Genomic DNA, 17,008 nt, shown 5'->3' with positions numbered 1-17,008 from the left:
GAGCTCGTACATAAGTACGCATTTATTTCTTTGATTAAGTAATTTTGTTGTTGACACTGGGGGAGTCCACATAAGTGGCATAGTTAATTTGGCCACCTAACTAGAGGTGTTATTATGCACCTCATCAAACCTTAGGTGACACCATGACAAAAAGAACAAGACCCAATTTCACACCAGAATTCAGACTTGAATGTGCTCAATTAGTCGTTGATAAAGGTTACTCAGTTATTGAAGCTTCACAAGCAATGAATGTGGGTAAATCATCCTTAGATAAATGGGTTCGCCAGTTAAAAGGTGAGCGTAATGGCATCACAAGTAAAGCAACACCATTAACGCCAGATCAACTTGAAATTCTAGAGCTAAAAAAACGTATTGCTCGTATTGAAGAAGAAAAGGAAATTCTAAAAAAGGCTACGGCTCTCTTAATGTCGGACTCGCTGAACAGTTCTCGATAATTAAAGCCCTTAAAGGGAGTCATGCCGTTAAACGTTGCTGTGAAGTATTCAATATTCATCGCAGCAGCTATAAGTATTGGGCAAATCATACAAGAAGGATTAAACCTGAAGAGGTTGAAGCACTTGCGATGGTGAAAAGCATTTACGTAGAAAGTAATAGCTCCGCTGGTGCTAGAACTATCGCAGGTATTGCGACAACTAGAGGTTTACCATTAAGCCGCTATGTAGCGACTCGTTTGATGAAAGAACAAGGCCTAGTGAGCTGTCAGCTTCCTAGCCATCAATATAAGAAAGCAACGCAAGAGCATATTGCAATACCAAACACGCTTGAGCGTCAATTTGTAGTAACAGAGCCTGATCAAGTTTGGTGTGGTGATATCACGTTTATTTGGACAGGCAATCGTTGGGCGTATCTTGCGCTTGTTATGGATTTATTTGCACGTAAACCTGTTGGTTGGGCAATGTCTAATTCCCCTGATACAAAGTTAACAGTGAAAGCATTAACAATGGCATTTGAATCAAGGGGACGACCAAAAGGCGTCATGTTTCACTCAGATCAAGGTAGTACCTATACGAGTCGAAACTACCGTCAATTGTTGTGGCGTTATCAGATTGAACAAAGTATGAGTCGTCGTGGTAATTGTTGGGACAATAGCCCGATGGAGCGATTCTTTAGAAGTTTAAAAACAGAATGGGTACCAGCAACGGGTTACCGCTCATTTATTGAAGCTGAAAGCTCAGTTGTTGACTACATCATTGGATATTACAGCAAAGTTAGACCTCACAGTTATAACGGAGGGTTAACACCGAATGAGTCAGAGAAAAGATACTGGCTTGAATACAAATCCGTGGCCAGTTTTACTTGACCACTACAAATAGCAATTGCTCTCTGTGCTGGTCATTTTTGTATTCTTTAGGGTCAATATCTTTTGCTAAAAGCTCTCTTGATGCTACTCGCTTCTTTCTGGCCTCTTGTATTGATACTTCTGGATAAGCTCCAAGACTTAATGAAGTACGTTTTTTTGTGAAAGGTTTGAAGTAATCTAACAGCCATTGTTTAGAGCCGTTTGGCATAATACGTAGTTGTAAGCCGTCACCGTCAGATAGCTTATAAATCTTATCTTTAGGCTTTGCCTGTTTAACTTGTGTATTGGTAAGGGGATTTACTTTTTTAGCCATTTTAGTAGTACAACTTTTGTTAGATAAATGCTGTACTACTAAATGTACTACTAAAAAGTGCAGATGTCACGGGACAGGAATGGAAGGTAATGGACATAAAAAAACCCGTAAAGCTTGTTTTATAAGGCTTTACGGGTCTTTAATGGTTCTTAATGAACCTGTATTTGGTGCTCGCTGCGGGACTCGAACCTGCGACACCTTGCATGTCATGCAAGTACTCTAACCAACTGAGCTAAGCGAGCAGCTGTTGATATTCAACGAGGGCTATATTATCTTTTGGTTAATCATCTGGCAAGTAGTTTTACTTAATTAATTGAAATATAAATACTACTTGTTGATTAAATGCGCAAGCTGCTGAAATATCATCCCCATTAAAACAAAAATATTGCTGTTAAGGTATAAAAATTAGTTAAGTGGTATGCGTTGATGTTCATCATTCAGTGAAAACTCGCCATTTTTAATGCGTTGTTGAATGACTTTTAAGCGCCAAGCAAGCAATATCGCTGCTACGGTTAAACCAACAATAAAACCAATCCAAAAACCATAAGGGCCCATTTTAGGCACAAACCAATCGGTGATCCCTAAAATCAAACCAACGGATAAACCAACGCCCCAATAAGACACTAAGGTAATATATAAAATCGATTTAGTGTCTTGGTAACCGCGTAACACACCAGCTGATATAACCTGAATAGTATCTGAAAATTGATAAACACTAGCGAGTAACATTAAACTGGCGGCTAACTCTATTACCGGGATTTCGGTACTATAAATACCTGCTATTTGCGTTCTAAAAACGACGGTGATCAGTGCGGTAAAACAAGCCAGTACTAAACCCAGTATTACCGAGTATCGGGTATAGTCTTTAGCTTGTTTAAAATTATTATTACCAACGGCGTAGCCTACTTTAATGGTTGTTGCCATGGCGATACTTAACGGTACCATAAAAATTAAACCGGTAAAGTTTAAGGCAACCTGGTGACTTGCTATGACTTGAGCGCCAAAGGGCACTAAAATAATAGCGACAATAGCAAATAAACTCACTTCAAAAAGCAGTGATAACGCAATAGGTACACCTAAAGAGAGTATGTCTTTAATTTCTCGCCAAACAGGCCAATAAAAGGCGCTAAATAAATCAGCTTGTTTTAATACTTTTGAATAAAAACAATAGATAAGCATACTGATAAACATAGAGCAATACACTAATGCGGTTGCTAAGCCACAGCCTGCACCACCTAAGGCTGGCATGCCCAATTTACCGTAAATAAAAATATAGTTTGCTGGGATATTTACCAATAAACCCACGATACTAATAATCATGGTTGGCTTAGTATATGACAATCCTTCAGAGTAATTACGCAGTACTAAATACAAGCAATAGCATGGCGCGCCCCAAACAATATACGCTAAATAGTCGAACATTAATGCGCCAAGGTTAGCTTCTAACGTTACTAATGGTAATAATAAGGGAGTAAGGAGGTAGTAAATGGCAATAAGTGCTAAGCCCATTGCTAAGGCTATCCAAGCGGTCTGATACGTTTTTTCTATTACTTGGTTGTATTTTTGTGCGCCTGAAAGTTGTGAGGTAATGGCGGCTAATGCCATGATTAAACCAGAAATGGTAAGTATCAGCGGTAACCAAATACTATTTGCAACTGCAACGGCGGCTAAGTCAGTTGCACTGACGCGGCCAGCCATAACAATATCAACAAAGCCCATCATGTTTTGAATTAATTGAGCGATTAATATCGGATAAGTTAGTTTTAGTAAGCTTTTACTGTGGGTAAAAAAATCAGCTAGATTCATGTTGACAACTTTTAACATTGAGAGAAAAACAAAGGCGTACGAACGAGTTATTCAACGCCTTTAAGTTGTCGGCATGATAGAGGAGATAGCTTGAGCAAACAAGAAAAATGATACTTTTAAAAGTAAAGTAAGCGTGTTAAATAAAGCCAATTTTAGGGAACGTTTAGTGTGTTAACGCAGACACTAAACGTTAACTTAAAGGTATATCAGTCATCACCATCAACCGTTAATTGAATTTTTTTTCTGTATTCATCAATATGTAAATGGTAGTGAATCTCCATACAGCAAGCAGGGCATTCGTCGTAATAATCTTGATCACCCGCAGAAGTATCTAAGGTAGCATGTAAATGATGACCACAATGAGGGCAAGTAATGCGTTTTTCACTAAGAGCGTTGTTCATATTAGCCTCCAAAAAATATTAGAAATATATCTATAACACTCAAATTCACGTTAACATTATTACTCGTTACGTACGGTAAGTATGACTACTTTTTACTGAATTACCAAAATAATCAGTACTATTTATAAAGTAGCTATATCGGCTTTATGTTGACGTTATGATTCATCAGTTTGGGTGTCTAAGTATTGAATTTTATCAGGGACACCATCCCATTTTTTTGCCTGCGCTAATGGCGCTTTAACTTCAGTAATTCGTGGCCAATGTTTAGCGAGTTCAGCGTTGAGTTCAATAAATTCTTGCTGGTCTGTTGGCACTTCATCTTCTTGGTAAATCGCATCTGCCGGACATTCAACCGGACATAAATCACAATCGATACAATCATCAGGGTTAATAACAAGAAAGTTAGGCCCTTCATAAAAAGCATCGGCGGGGCACACTGCGACACAGTCAGTGTATTTACATAATATACAGTTATCGGTTACTACAAATGCCATAGTTTTATTTAAACTTGTCAGTTTTATCTTAGTGGTGGTGTCGATCATACCTTTGTTGAGAGCAAATTCAATCTCTTGTTTATAAAATGATGGCGTACAGGTAAAATAGCGAAAAATATTACACTTCCTTTATGCCGGTATCCCACAGAATGATTCGTTTAACCAATATTAAACTCGCGCTTGATCATCAAGAACATGAACTTAAGCAAGCTATTTTAACTAAATTAGCGATTGATGACGCTCAGTTAATCAATTTCACCTTGTTTAAACGTGGTTATGATGCCCGTAAGAAAAATCAAATTTTACTTATTTATACGCTTGATATTGAAACAACAATTAATGAGGCGTTACTTGAGCAATTTAAGGATGATAATCAAGTTAAAGCAACACCTGATATGGCTTATAAATTTGTTAGCCAAGCGCCAAAAAACCTTAAAAATCGCCCAGTTGTTATTGGTATGGGACCTTGTGGTTTGTTTACTGGGTTAGTGCTAGCGCAAATGGGCTTTAACCCTATTGTACTTGAGCGTGGTCAAGAAGTAAGACAGCGAACTAAAGATACTTTTGGTTTCTGGCGTAAAAAAATATTAAATACCGAGTCTAATGTACAGTTTGGTGAAGGCGGTGCAGGTACTTTTTCTGATGGCAAGCTTTATAGTCAAGTTAAAGATAGAAAGCATTACAGCCGTAAAGTGTTACATGAATTTGTAGCAGCAGGAGCACCTGAAGAAATTCTTTATGTAAGTAAGCCACATATTGGTACTTTTAAACTAGTGACCATGGTTGAACAAATGCGCGCCAAAATTTTTGAGTTGGGCGGTGAAGTAAGGTTTAACCAACGCGTAGATAAAATTCACTTCGCTGATATTAACGACCAGGTAGAGGGTAAAAAAGCCACCATAGAAGGTATTGAAGGTTATCAGAATCAACAAGTGACCGGTTTAACCTTAGCGACGGGTGAACATATTGAAACTAATCATATTGCCTTAGCGATTGGTCATAGTGCTCGCGACACCTTTAGTATGTTACTTGATGAAGGCATTTACATGCAGGCTAAGCCTTTTTCTGTTGGCTTTCGTATAGAGCATGAGCAATCGGTTATTGATGATGCCCGTTTTGGTGAAAATGCTGGTAATGAAATTTTAGGGGCAGCAGATTATAAATTGGTGCACCATTGCAGTAATGGTCGCAGTGTTTATAGTTTTTGTATGTGCCCAGGTGGCACTGTTGTTGCCGCAGCGTCAGAAGAAGGTCGCCTAGTGACTAATGGCATGAGCCAATACTCTCGTCATGAACGTAATGCTAATAGTGCTATTGTGGTGGGTATTGAGCCAGCAGACTTTGTAACAAGTGAATTTGCTTCAGATAAAGATTACGTGCTTGCCGGGATGGAATTTCAACGTAAGTTAGAAGAGAAAGCCTTTAAAGTTGGCGGTGAAAATTATGACGCGCCGGTACAGCTTGTTGGCGATTTTCTTGCTGGGCGTAAAAGTGGTGAGCATGGTAGCGTTATACCGTCATACAAGCCCGGTGTGACTTATTGCGATTTAAGTGAAACGTTACCTGATTATGCCGTTGCCGCTATTAGAGAAGCATTACCCGCCTTTGATAAAAAAATAAAGGGTTTTGCTATGGCGCAGGCGACGCTAACGGCAGTAGAAACACGTACCTCGTCACCTATTCAAATAACCCGTGATAAAGTAACATTGCAGAGTTTAAACACCCAAGGTTTATACCCAGCAGGTGAGGGCGCAGGTTATGCTGGTGGTATTTTGTCAGCGGGTATTGACGGTATTAAAGTTGCTGAAGCAATAGCATTATCGATAGCTGCCGAGCATGAGGCTTTATAAGTTGCTTAGTCTAGAATAAATATCTTTTAGGTGTTTTATTCAAAGTCACTCTTATGTAAAGGTATTGTCGGTAACTCGGTAATACCTTTAACTTGCTGTTGTTGCCATTTGTTTTCTGGTAACTGACGCTTAATATTTCGCATGCTTTTCCAAATAGATTTAAGTGCTAAATGATCAGCAAACCATTTTGGTGTGTCTCCCCGACCATCAGCAATAAAAATATAGTCAATAGTAATCATAGTACCTTCATCTTCTGACCATGTAGGTGTTATTTTCCAATGGGCACTATGGGTTTTTACTTGCAGATAATCATTAGAATCACTCATATGTGACAGTATGTAGTCTGCAAACAAAGTAGGTTTTACATCTACTAGCGCTATTTCTACACTCAAATCATCATTTTGCCAATAAGTAGAATTGAGCATTAATATTCGAGGTCTAAAGGGCCATAGCTGAGTAAGCTTTATATAAAAGCTATTTTCTTTAGCGGAGTATTGCTTAATTACCTTACTTTCACTGGCATTCACTAACCAATTTGGGGTGTTATTAACATCTAGCAAAAACGCTATAAAGCCAGAGATATTTGAATAGACTATCGTCTTAGCTCTAATTTCGATTAGCTCTTTGTTTATATAACCATCTGTTATCGCGGGACGATAACTAACACTTTGTGTGCTGTTTTTTTTCCATAACGTCCACGGACTTTCTGAGGCCATGGCGAAGTGTAGGTTGCTGCAAAATACCAGCACGATAATAGAGGAAAATATTTTCACTACGTTCAGCTAGTTATTAAGTCAATTGTCAGCATTATTACCGATTTTTCAATAAATTACTATGTAATATCACCTAATACCTATCTTATTCTATGATGTCGTCATTAACGCTATCATCGCTTTTAGCATAACAATTAAAACAAACTATTGAGAAAGACGCTTACGTTTTATCTTGCATTTATCTTGCATTTATTTTGTATTGGTGGATAAAAAAAGTGCTTAAGCTAGTCAAAACCCTTGTTTAAAAAGGGTAAGGCTTTTACAATCAGTCCCTTAAAATTTTACGTTAACAATTTTCAAGCGACGCTTAGTATGCGCCGCCACTGATCTAAGGAAAAACATGCCTGTAATTACTCTCCCTGACGGTTCTCAACGCACTTTCGATACAGCAGTCTCTATAATGGACGTCGCCCTTGATATTGGTCCTGGTCTTGCTAAAGCAACCATTGCTGGTCGTATCGACGGTAATCTTGTTGATGCTTGTGAACTTATTACCCAAGACGCTTCTTTACAGCTAATTACTAGTAAAGATAGCGAGGGTCTTGAGATCATTCGTCACTCATGTGCACATTTATTAGGGCATGCAATAAAGCAGTTATACCCCAATGTTAAAATGGCTATTGGTCCAACAATCGACAATGGCTTTTATTATGACATTGATCTTGATGAATCTATCACCGAAGATGATTTAGCTAAACTTGAAAAACGCATGACTGACTTAGCCCGTACTGGTTATGAGGTAGTAAAAAAAACAGGTACTTGGCAAGATGCTTATGATGCTTTCACTGAACGTGGTGAAACATACAAATTACAAATTCTTGATGAAAATATCGATAAGTCAGATACACCGGCTTTATATCATCATCAAGAGTATGTTGATATGTGTCGTGGTCCTCATGTACCAAGCATGCGCCATTGTCATCATTTTAAATTAATGAAAGTTGCTGGTGCATACTGGCGCGGCGATTCAGACAATAAAATGTTACAACGTATTTATGGCACAGCCTGGGCTGATAAAAAGCAATTAAAAGCTTATATAGTACGTTTAGCAGAAGCTGAAAAACGTGATCACCGTAAAATTGGTAAAACATTGGATTTATTCCATTGGCAAGAAGAAGCGCCAGGCATGGTGTTTTGGCATAACGATGGTTGGACTATTTACACGGAATTAGAAAAATTCGTCCGTGAAAAGTTACATGCTTATGACTATGACGAAGTTAAAGCGCCTATGATGATGGACAGAAGTCTTTGGGAAAAATCAGGTCACTGGGATAAATATGCTGATGGCATGTTTACCACTGAATCTGAAAAGCGTGAATACGCGATTAAACCAATGAACTGCCCTGGTCATGTGCAAATATTTAACCAAGGCTTAAAGTCTTATCGTGATTTACCGTTACGCATTGCTGAATTTGGTTGTTGTCATCGTAATGAACCGTCAGGCTCTTTACACGGCTTAATGCGTGTACGTGGTTTTACGCAAGATGATGCCCATATTTTCTGTATGGAATCACAAGTTCAAGACGAAGTAAAAAAATGTATCGACATGGTCTATGATATTTATGGTTCGTTTGGCTTTGACGATATTGTTGTTAAGTTATCAACTCGCCCAGAAAACCGTATTGGTAGTGATGAAATTTGGGATAAAGCCGAGGCTGGTTTAGCACAAGCATTAACCGATAGTAATATTGCTTTTGAATATTTACCGGGTGAAGGTGCTTTTTACGGTCCTAAAATAGAATTCACCTTAATGGACTGTTTAGGTCGTGCTTGGCAATGTGGTACAGTACAGCTTGATTTTGCTTTACCAGAGCGTTTAGGCGCAACCTATGTTGGTGAAGATAACGAAAGATACATTCCTGTCATGATTCACCGAGCCATTTTAGGTTCATTAGAGCGCTTTATTGGTATTTTAATCGAAGAGTTTTCAGGCAAGTTCCCAACGTGGTTATCACCTATTCAGACAACAATTATGAATATTACCGATAAACAAGCACCATATTGTGAAGAAATTGTTAAAAAACTAAAAGAAAATGGCTTTAGAGCGAAATTAGACTTGAGAAATGAGAAGATAGGCTTTAAAATCCGCGAGCACACTTTAAAGCGAGTTCCTTATTTATTAGTCGTAGGCGATCAGGAAATGGAATCTGGTCAAATTGCCGTTCGAACTCGCAGTGGTGAAGATTTAGGAAAAATGTCGGTTGATGCTTTTATTGCTAAATTAAGCGAAGAAGTTAAAACACGGGCATAAAGTCGTTTTACTAACGACAAGAGTCAAGGTTACGTATCATCGTTAATTCAATGGTTAAGTAATATTGACTATTTATAATAATTTTAAGTTAGCTAACAATAATGTTTTACTTTATTTGTTAGTTAACGGTTGTTTTTTATTTTAGGTGTTTTGCTATAAATACAGCGTTAATCAATGTTAACACTGGCACATCACTAAAATGAATAAACACACGCTATAAATTAATCAAAAAAGAGTTCTTTGGAGGAACATGGCTATTAAAGGTGGACAACGAGGCGGGCGTAAAGAGCCGGCTCATCGTTTGAATGAGTTAATTACAGATATACTAAACAACGAAGTTCGTTTAATTAAGTTTGACGGAGAAGCAGGTGGCATTGTTACATTAGATGAAGCAATGGACCAAGCGGAAGATGCTGGTGTTGATCTGGTTGAAATTAGCCCTACTGCTAAGCCCCCGGTTTGTCGTGTAATGGATTATGGTAAATTCATTTACGAAAAATCGAAAGAGCAGAAAGAACAACGTAAAAACCAAAAACAAATTCAGGTTAAGGAAATTAAATTCCGTCCTGGTACAGATGAAGGCGATTATCAGGTAAAACTACGCAACCTGAAACGCTTTTTAGAAGGCGGCGACAAGGTCAAGGTAACATTACGTTTCCGTGGTCGTGAAATGGCCCACCAAGAGCTAGGTTTACAGCTATTAACTCGTGTTAAAAACGATTTAGAAGAGTTAACTGTGCTTGAGTTCTTCCCGCGTAGAGCGGAAGGGCGTCAAATGGTGATGGTCTTAGCCCCTAAAAATAGATAAACCTTGGTTTAGCGACTTAATTAAGTCGCTAATAAGCAATAGAAAATAGTAATTTTTCTATTCACCAAATTTATCTTTACGCTGGTAGTAAAGGCTTACAAGTAAAATAATACAGTAACGATATTAACGTTAATGACATTATTTTCGCCCTTACTGCTTAATATTTGGCATATACCTACGGGTATAAATGCGGAGTTATTCTCATGCCTAAAATGAAAACCAATAAAGGTGCTGCAAAGCGCTTTAAAAAAACAGCCTCAGGCTACAAGTTCAAACAAGCTGGCCTTCGTCATATCTTGACTAAGCGTCGTACTAAAGTTAAGCGTCATCTTCGTGCTAAATGCATGATCGCCGCATCTGACATTAAGTCAGTTAAAAAACTTTTACGTCACGGTTAATTAGGAGAGATAGAAAATGGCTAGAGTAAAACGTGGTGTACAAGCTCGTGCACGTCATAAAAAAGTTCTAAAGCAAGCTAAAGGTTATTACGGAGCACGTAGCCGTGTTTACCGTGTTGCTTTTCAAGCAGTAACTAAAGCAGGTCAATACGCTTACCGCGATCGTCGTCAACGTAAACGTCAATTCCGTCAGCTTTGGATCACACGTATTAACGCAGCAGCTCGTGTAAATGGTTTATCTTACAGCAAATTCATTAATGGTCTTAAAAAGGCTTCTATTGAAATTGATCGTAAGATCCTAGCTGACATCGCAGTATACGATAAAGCAGCATTCGCTTTCTTAGTTGAAAAAGCGCAAGCTTCTTTAGCTGCTTAAGTAAGAATGTAAGCTTAACTAAGGTTTAGCTAAGCTTGAAAAAAGGACGCTTTATAGCGTCCTTTTTATTTCCCCAAAACCTATTTAACTAACGTTATTAATGACGTTAATAAACAAGCTAAGCAATGTTAGCTGAGTAATGTTAGTTAAGTAGTTTTAATATTGATAAAATATTTACTACTAGGGCCTGTTGAACTTTCGCGGTTAAATTTTGTTCGAGATAAAAGCGTTTTAATCGCAGCGAGTAGTGTGTAGCCTAGTTATTCTACGCCAATACGACTTAACAAATCGCTGAAAAAAAACTCGAAAAATCAACATACCCTAAGTAAACCATTTATTAAAAACAACCAATCACTTACTCCAAATAAGTAATCAAGAGAAATAATTATGAATCTAGCTGATAAAGTTTTAGCGGTTAATAACGATCTTCCTATTCGAACTGATGCGCCTGTACATAGTGGCAAAGTACGCTCTGTTTATTGGTTAACTTCAGCTGATAGCGAACGTCTTATCCAAGAGAAGGGCTATGATGTACCTAGCGATACAGCATTAGCTATTATGGTTATTAGTGACCGAATTTCTGCTTTTGATTGTATCTGGTCAGGTGAGAATGATATGCGCGGTGTACCTGGTAAAGGTGCGGCGCTTAATGCGATTTCAAATCATTGGTTCTCATTATTTAAAGAGCAGGGGTTAGCCGATAGCCATATTTTAGATATTCCCCATCCTTTTGTTTGGATTGTACAAAAAGCAAAGCCTGTGATGATTGAAGCGATTTGTCGTCAATATATTACCGGCTCTATGTGGCGTGCATATACACAAGGAGAAAGACATTTTTGTGGTATTGAATTACCTGAAGGATTAGCTAAAGACAGTAAATTAACGTCATTATTGCAAACACCATCGACCAAAGGAATATTAACTGATATTCCTGGTGTGCCAGCGGTTGATGACGTTAATATTACCCGTAAAAATATTGAAGATAACTTTGCTGCGTTTAACTTTGCATCTGTTGATGATATTGCGCTTTATGAAAAGTTACTTACAGAAGGCTTCAATGTTATTTCTACTGCGTTAGCCAAAATAGATCAAGTGTTTGTTGATACCAAGTTTGAGTTTGGTTATGTCAAAGACAAAGCGGGTAACGATAAATTAATCTATATGGATGAAGTAGGGACTCCTGACTCGTCACGCATATGGGATGGTGAGCAATATCGCATGGGTAACGTTGTTGAAAATTCGAAAGAAGGTTTTCGTCAGCTGTTATTAAACCACTTTCCAGATCCTGATATTTTATTAAATAAAAATCGTATGAGCGAACGAGAAGCGTTAGCACGTGATAACAAACTCCCCTTGTCAGTATTGATGGATGTTTCAAAAACGTATACCGATATTGCAGAAAAAATTACCGGTGAAAAAATAGTGCTTTCAGATAACCCTAAAGCAGAGATTATTGCTATTTTACGTGAGCAATATCAGCTAATTGATTAAATGCTAAGGCAATACCTTATACTTTTAATATTAATAAAAAAACCAGCTAATTGCTGGTTTTTTTATTTTATGTAGACAACAAACATCACAGTACAGTTAAGTTTTACTCCCCTTATTGATAATTTCACGCGCCATTTCGTCGGCAATAACCCCTGTTGGTTTATTTTGTGCGTCCGCTTTAGCGTAAATATCTAATAGGGTGTGATAAATTTCGCCAACTTTTGCAATAGACTTTTCACGATGATAATTCTCTTCAAATGATATATTGATGATGCCACCCGCATTAATCACATAATCGGGTGCATATAATATCCCACGCTCCACTAACGCATGATCATGGCGTGGTTGTGCTAATTGGTTATTTGCGCAACCTGCTATAATAGATGCTTTTAAACGGCTCAACGTCTCATCATTGATTGTTGCCCCTAATGCACAAGGCGCATAAATATCAACATCTTGATCATATATTTCATCTAAACCAACCGCAATAGCATTAAATTTAGCGACCGCTGACTCCACACTAGCTTGGTTAATATCGGTAACGATAAGCTCTACGCCTGCTTGGTATAAATGCTCACATAACTGATAACCGACGCTACCTAACCCTTGAACCGCCACTTTAAGTCCGGTTAAATCATCACGATTAAACTTATGTTTTACCGACGCTTTAATACCTAAAAAAGTACCAAGGGCTGTGAAAGGAGCAGGATTACCGCTCTTACTTTCCGTACCGGTTACATAAGGCGTTACACTATTTGTGATAGCAATATCATGGGTAGTAATATTGACATCTTCAGCACTTAAATAACGTCCATTTAGCCTATTTAGCGCTTCACCAAAGGCTTTAAATAACGCATCAGACTTGATTTTACTGGCATTCCCAATAATAACCGATTTACCACCCCCCATACTAAGGCCAGCCATCGCATTTTTATAGGTCATACCTTTTGATAAGCGTAATACATCCACCAATGCATCTTCATCACTTACATAATCCCACATTCTACAGCCGCCAACGGCTGCACCAAGTTTAGTACTATGTATGGCAATAATGGCTTTAAGTCCACTGGCGTCATCGCTGCAATAAATAACTTGTTCGTGATCGTCAAAATCAGGTAGATCAAATAAGGCCATTGTTTTTCTCCATTGCTTTTTTTGCTTTATATGTGTTGTAATCGTTTTGAGCAGTGTGTTGAATTATTATCACAAACAATAGCACCTCGAAAATATTCAGGCTAGTTACTGATTAAATTAACAATTTACCATTAGGTTGTAAGCTGTAAGTTATTAGCTACAGGGTTAAAATAAGTCATAGCGATTAGCCCTTTGACTTAAATAATGAAGGGAGTAAACATGAGTAAAACAGAGCAGATGACTGAAGAGCAGCAGCAACAATGGGTAAAAGAGCACTATCAAGTTGCCACTAAGTACTTAGCAGGCAAGGGCATTATTACTGATAGTGTTACGCTAGAAGATAGTCGCTATTTAGTGCCACTATTAGCGCTATGGAAGCTAACGTCAACAGACGGGAAAAAGTTTTGGGTGTTATGTGGTGATTTACCTAGTGATCATAATCTTGTTGATGTTGCGCCTAATGCGCGTGAAGCATTAAGACATTTTTCTTTAAAATGGCAAATGCAGGCAGAAAACTTATTACAAGCCAATAATGAAGAGCAGAATAAATTTGCGGACTTATTGATTAGTCGTGCTGATGGTTTATACCAGCTATACAACGATAAGTCTTTGTGGGGATAAGTACTCGCTATTTGTCGCCAATACGGCAATATTTTATAGTAAGTATTGTCGTGTTAATAACTTAGCGCCGTCATTTAGTTTTAGTGGCTTAAGTAGTATTTTGCTTTTTTTATGTGTTTAACCGCTTTACAGGTTGCGCATGCCATACGTTGTTTGGCCATGCCAGCCTCCATATAGACTGAGCCAACAGGATAAAAACCGTGTTTAGTAAAGTATGTTACCTTCTCAAGCGGACTGGAAATAAAGACCTCTTTGAGGGTCAATTTATCTGCTATACGAAATAACCCTTGCAAGATAAATATATCTATTCTTTCACTTCGATAGCTCATTACAACAGCGATACGGCTTATTTCTCCTTGGGGAGATATTCGGCCAGTAGCTATAGGCTCTTGATTTTTATCATCACATACTAGCATGTGATAAGCGATAGTATCGTCATGGTCAAACTCTATTTTTTTGGGGATGCGTCTTTCACAGACAAATACTTTTTCGCGAATACTTTTAAGTAGCGGGGCTGCTTGTTGCCATTCTACTTGGCTAATACTGTAAGACATTTAAAATCCAACGTTAACGATAGAGTTTCAGAGCAAGGATATCTTAATCTTAGTTAACCATTATATTTATTACCAATAAAAAGGTATGTTTTTTATTTATTTCTATTATAGCGTTTGTTAATAAGAGGGAAGGTAAAGTCGTTAACATTATCAACGGTATTAAGGTTAATAATGTTAACTTTACGCATAAAAAAAGAAGGCGGTTAACCTTCTTTTTTTATGTTGTTATAAAGCAGTAAGTGTTAACTTATTTAAGCTCATCAATAAAAGCAACTGCACGACCAATGTAGCTAGCAGGCGTCATTTCACATAACTGTGCTTTAGCATGTTCAGGTAGTTCAAGGGTCATAATAAACTCACGCATTGAGTCACCGTTTACACGTTTACCACGAGTGAGTTCTTTTAATTTTTCGTAAGGTTTTTCAATACCGTAACGACGCATTACGGTTTGTATTGGCTCTGCTAATACTTCCCAGTTATTGTCTAGTTCGTCAGCTAAATTCGCTTCATTAACTTCTAACTTACTCATCCCTTTTAAGGTTGCACCGTAAGCAATCATAGTATGGGCAAAACCAACACCTAAGTTACGTAAAACAGTTGAGTCAGTTAAATCACGTTGCCAACGAGAAATAGGTAGCTTTTGTGATAAGTGAGTAAATAACGCGTTAGCAATACCTAGGTTACCTTCTGAGTTTTCAAAATCAATTGGGTTGACTTTATGTGGCATAGTAGATGAGCCAATTTCACCAGCAATAGTTTTTTGTTTGAAATGACCCATAGCTATATAACCCCAAATATCGCGGTCAAAATCAATCAAAATAGTATTAAAGCGAGACACGGCATCAAATAGTTCAGCAATGTAATCATGCGGTTCAATTTGTGTAGTAAAAGCGTTAAATGTTAAACCTAATGAGGTAACAAACTCATTAGCATATTCATGCCAATCAATTTCAGGGTAAGCACTCAGGTGAGCATTATAGTTACCTACAGCGCCATTAATTTTACCTAACATGTCAACGTTAGCAATTTGATCACGTTGACGTTGTAAACGAACATAAACGTTAGCCATTTCTTTGCCTAAAGTACTAGGTGAGGCTGGTTGTCCATGAGTACGACACATCATAGGAATGTTTTTGTATTCATTTGCTAACGTTTTTAGTGCAGATAAAATATTATCTATTTCAGGTAAAAGCACTTTCTCACGACAGTCACTTAACATTAAACCATGTGATAAGTTGTTAATATCTTCAGAGGTACAAGCAAAATGAATAAACTCAGTGACCGCATTTAATTCAGCGTTAGAACAAATTTTTTCTTTTAAGAAGTACTCAACCGCTTTTACATCGTGATTAGTGGTTGCTTCAATTTTTTTAATTGCTAGGGCATCTTCTTCACTAAAGTGAGTAACAATGTCATCTAAAATAGTATTAGCTTGTGCAGAAAACGCTGGAACTTCACTAATTTCGTTCGTTGCTGCCAATTTTTGTAACCAACGTACTTCAACAGTCACACGGTATTTAATTAAACCAAACTCACTAAAAATAGGGCGCAATGATTTTACTTTGCTACCATAACGACCATCTACAGGTGATATTGCACTTAATGCTGAAAGTTCCATAATTTTTCCTAGGTTATATTAATATTCTCGAAGCTAAGGTGTTTAGTTTCAGAGTGATATAGTATTTAAGTTTTTATTAACGAATTTACTGAACAGTGTTGAGTAATGCTTTAGCGGTCTCAACAATCTTTTTACGGTTAAATAATATCTGACGTCTTTTACCACCGACTTGTCGCCATAATACGGCCGAACGAATGCCGGCTAATAATAAAGCTCTAATTTTATACTGATTAATGCTTTGTTTTAAAATAGTTGGCTCGCCGGTGACTTGAATTTTATGGCCTAACGGACTGATGATATCACTGTAAATACTAGCGAAACTTGCCGTTAGCGTGTCACTGGTTAGTGAATAGTGTTCAAGTTGGCGCTTAGTGGCATTAATGCGCTCACCAAGGGCATCAAGTAGCTGGGGTTGCTTGGTAAGACGTCTTTCTAAATTGATTAAGCTCATGATATAGCGAGTAAGCTCTGGGTCTTTATTGTCTTTACTATTACCACTCGTGTTAACTTCTTCACCACCTAAGTGATTGACTAATACTTCAAGACCTTTTTTAATATTATCGAGTTGACCACCATAAACTGCGAGAGTATTTACTGGCGAAGTTTCAATAATACTTTGTAATAAAATACTAAAATCGTCATCAGTAATGTGCCCAGTGCGTGATACATGCTGTACTTGATAGGCTACTTGACAAATAGCAGCCAGGGTAATAGTTATCTCTTTCATTATTTCTCTAATTCTGAGTTTATCTTGTCTATGTTTGGGGCGGCTTAGCTAACACTTATACGCGTCTATTTA

At 37.7% G+C, this 17,008-nt stretch carries 16 protein-coding genes, 1 tRNA gene and 1 pseudogene; 8 read left to right on the top strand and 10 right to left on the bottom strand.

Annotated features, from left to right (window positions below; genetic code table 11):
• The first annotated feature begins 143 nt into the window (after positions 1–143).
• A protein-coding gene (locus FCS21_RS15280; protein WP_138624406.1) for an IS3 family transposase occupies positions 144–1,321 on the top strand; the annotation gives its coding sequence in 2 pieces (ribosomal slippage) (positions 144–402 and positions 402–1,321; 1,179 coding nt in all).
• 13 nt (positions 1,322–1,334) lie between these two features.
• On the opposite strand, the pseudogene FCS21_RS15275 reads toward FCS21_RS15280, so the two are convergent.
• The 5 genes and pseudogenes from FCS21_RS15275 to fdxA form a co-directional block, all read right to left on the bottom strand.
• A pseudogene (locus tag FCS21_RS15275) lies at positions 1,335–1,634 on the bottom strand (integrase arm-type DNA-binding domain-containing protein); the annotation flags it as partial.
• A 165-nt stretch (positions 1,635–1,799) separates the two neighbouring features.
• Positions 1,800–1,876: transfer RNA gene (locus FCS21_RS15270), tRNA-Val, on the bottom strand.
• Positions 1,877–2,039: 163 nt separating this feature from the next.
• Entirely contained in the window at positions 2,040–3,440 is a 1,401-nt protein-coding gene (locus FCS21_RS15265) for an MATE family efflux transporter (RefSeq protein WP_138624405.1), read from the bottom strand.
• Positions 3,441–3,646: 206 nt separating this feature from the next.
• Positions 3,647–3,841 (bottom strand): CPXCG motif-containing cysteine-rich protein, encoded by a 195-nt coding sequence (locus FCS21_RS15260; RefSeq protein ID WP_138624404.1) that lies wholly within the window; start codon positions 3,839–3,841, stop codon positions 3,647–3,649.
• 155 nt (positions 3,842–3,996) lie between these two features.
• Entirely contained in the window at positions 3,997–4,335 is a 339-nt protein-coding gene (fdxA, locus tag FCS21_RS15255; protein ID WP_138624403.1) for a ferredoxin FdxA, read from the bottom strand.
• Between the two features lie 149 nt (positions 4,336–4,484).
• Between fdxA and FCS21_RS15250 the strand changes: the two genes are divergently transcribed.
• The gene (locus FCS21_RS15250; RefSeq protein WP_138624402.1) at positions 4,485–6,185 is read left to right on the top strand and encodes an NAD(P)/FAD-dependent oxidoreductase; all 1,701 of its coding nucleotides are present in this window, start codon (positions 4,485–4,487) and stop codon (positions 6,183–6,185) included.
• A 35-nt stretch (positions 6,186–6,220) separates the two neighbouring features.
• Here FCS21_RS15250 and FCS21_RS15245 read toward each other — a convergent pair whose 3' ends face one another.
• Positions 6,221–6,958 (bottom strand): SRPBCC family protein, encoded by a 738-nt coding sequence (locus FCS21_RS15245; RefSeq protein WP_138624401.1) that lies wholly within the window; start codon positions 6,956–6,958, stop codon positions 6,221–6,223.
• 340 nt (positions 6,959–7,298) lie between these two features.
• On the opposite strand from FCS21_RS15245, the gene thrS reads away from it, so the two are divergent.
• The 5 genes from thrS to FCS21_RS15220 all read left to right on the top strand — a co-directional run bounded on the left by thrS (position 7,299) and on the right by FCS21_RS15220 (position 12,282).
• The gene (gene thrS, locus FCS21_RS15240) at positions 7,299–9,209 is read left to right on the top strand and encodes a threonine--tRNA ligase (protein WP_138624400.1); all 1,911 of its coding nucleotides are present in this window, start codon (positions 7,299–7,301) and stop codon (positions 9,207–9,209) included.
• Between the two features lie 250 nt (positions 9,210–9,459).
• Positions 9,460–10,017: a translation initiation factor IF-3 gene (gene infC, locus FCS21_RS15235; protein WP_138624399.1), complete on the top strand. Its 558-nt coding sequence runs from the start codon at positions 9,460–9,462 to the stop codon at positions 10,015–10,017.
• A 203-nt stretch (positions 10,018–10,220) separates the two neighbouring features.
• Positions 10,221–10,415: a 50S ribosomal protein L35 gene (gene rpmI / locus FCS21_RS15230; protein ID WP_033094689.1), complete on the top strand. Its 195-nt coding sequence runs from the start codon at positions 10,221–10,223 to the stop codon at positions 10,413–10,415.
• A 16-nt stretch (positions 10,416–10,431) separates the two neighbouring features.
• Positions 10,432–10,791 (top strand): 50S ribosomal protein L20, encoded by a 360-nt coding sequence (gene rplT, locus FCS21_RS15225; protein ID WP_138624398.1) that lies wholly within the window; start codon positions 10,432–10,434, stop codon positions 10,789–10,791.
• 387 nt (positions 10,792–11,178) lie between these two features.
• A complete protein-coding gene (locus tag FCS21_RS15220; RefSeq protein ID WP_138624397.1) occupies positions 11,179–12,282 on the top strand; it encodes a phosphoribosylaminoimidazolesuccinocarboxamide synthase in 1,104 nt (367 codons plus the stop codon).
• Between the two features lie 96 nt (positions 12,283–12,378).
• On the opposite strand, the gene FCS21_RS15215 is transcribed toward FCS21_RS15220, so the two are convergent.
• On the bottom strand, positions 12,379–13,416 hold the full coding sequence (locus FCS21_RS15215; protein WP_138624396.1) for a Leu/Phe/Val dehydrogenase: 1,038 nt from the start codon (positions 13,414–13,416) through the stop codon (positions 12,379–12,381).
• A gap of 219 nt (positions 13,417–13,635) precedes the next feature.
• Here FCS21_RS15215 and FCS21_RS15210 point away from each other — a divergent pair, with 219 nt between their 5' ends.
• On the top strand, positions 13,636–14,037 hold the full coding sequence (locus FCS21_RS15210; RefSeq protein WP_246047301.1) for a DUF4826 family protein: 402 nt from the start codon (positions 13,636–13,638) through the stop codon (positions 14,035–14,037).
• Positions 14,038–14,117: 80 nt separating this feature from the next.
• On the opposite strand, the gene FCS21_RS15205 is transcribed toward FCS21_RS15210, so the two are convergent.
• The 3 genes from FCS21_RS15205 to hflD form a co-directional block, all read right to left on the bottom strand.
• The gene (locus tag FCS21_RS15205) at positions 14,118–14,591 is read right to left on the bottom strand and encodes a GNAT family N-acetyltransferase (RefSeq protein WP_138624395.1); all 474 of its coding nucleotides are present in this window, start codon (positions 14,589–14,591) and stop codon (positions 14,118–14,120) included.
• Between the two features lie 247 nt (positions 14,592–14,838).
• The gene (gene purB, locus FCS21_RS15200) at positions 14,839–16,209 is read right to left on the bottom strand and encodes an adenylosuccinate lyase (RefSeq protein ID WP_138624394.1); all 1,371 of its coding nucleotides are present in this window, start codon (positions 16,207–16,209) and stop codon (positions 14,839–14,841) included.
• Positions 16,210–16,294: 85 nt separating this feature from the next.
• Positions 16,295–16,936, bottom strand: a complete 642-nt coding sequence (gene hflD / locus FCS21_RS15195; RefSeq protein ID WP_138624393.1) for a high frequency lysogenization protein HflD — start codon at positions 16,934–16,936, stop codon at positions 16,295–16,297.
• Positions 16,937–17,008 lie beyond the last annotated feature (72 nt).

The organism is Colwellia ponticola (genome assembly GCF_005885605.1).
Classification (GTDB): Bacteria; Pseudomonadota; Gammaproteobacteria; order Enterobacterales; family Alteromonadaceae; genus Colwellia; species Colwellia ponticola.
Note: the sequence above shows the minus strand (reverse complement) of the source record. Positions and strands in the feature narration are given on the sequence as shown.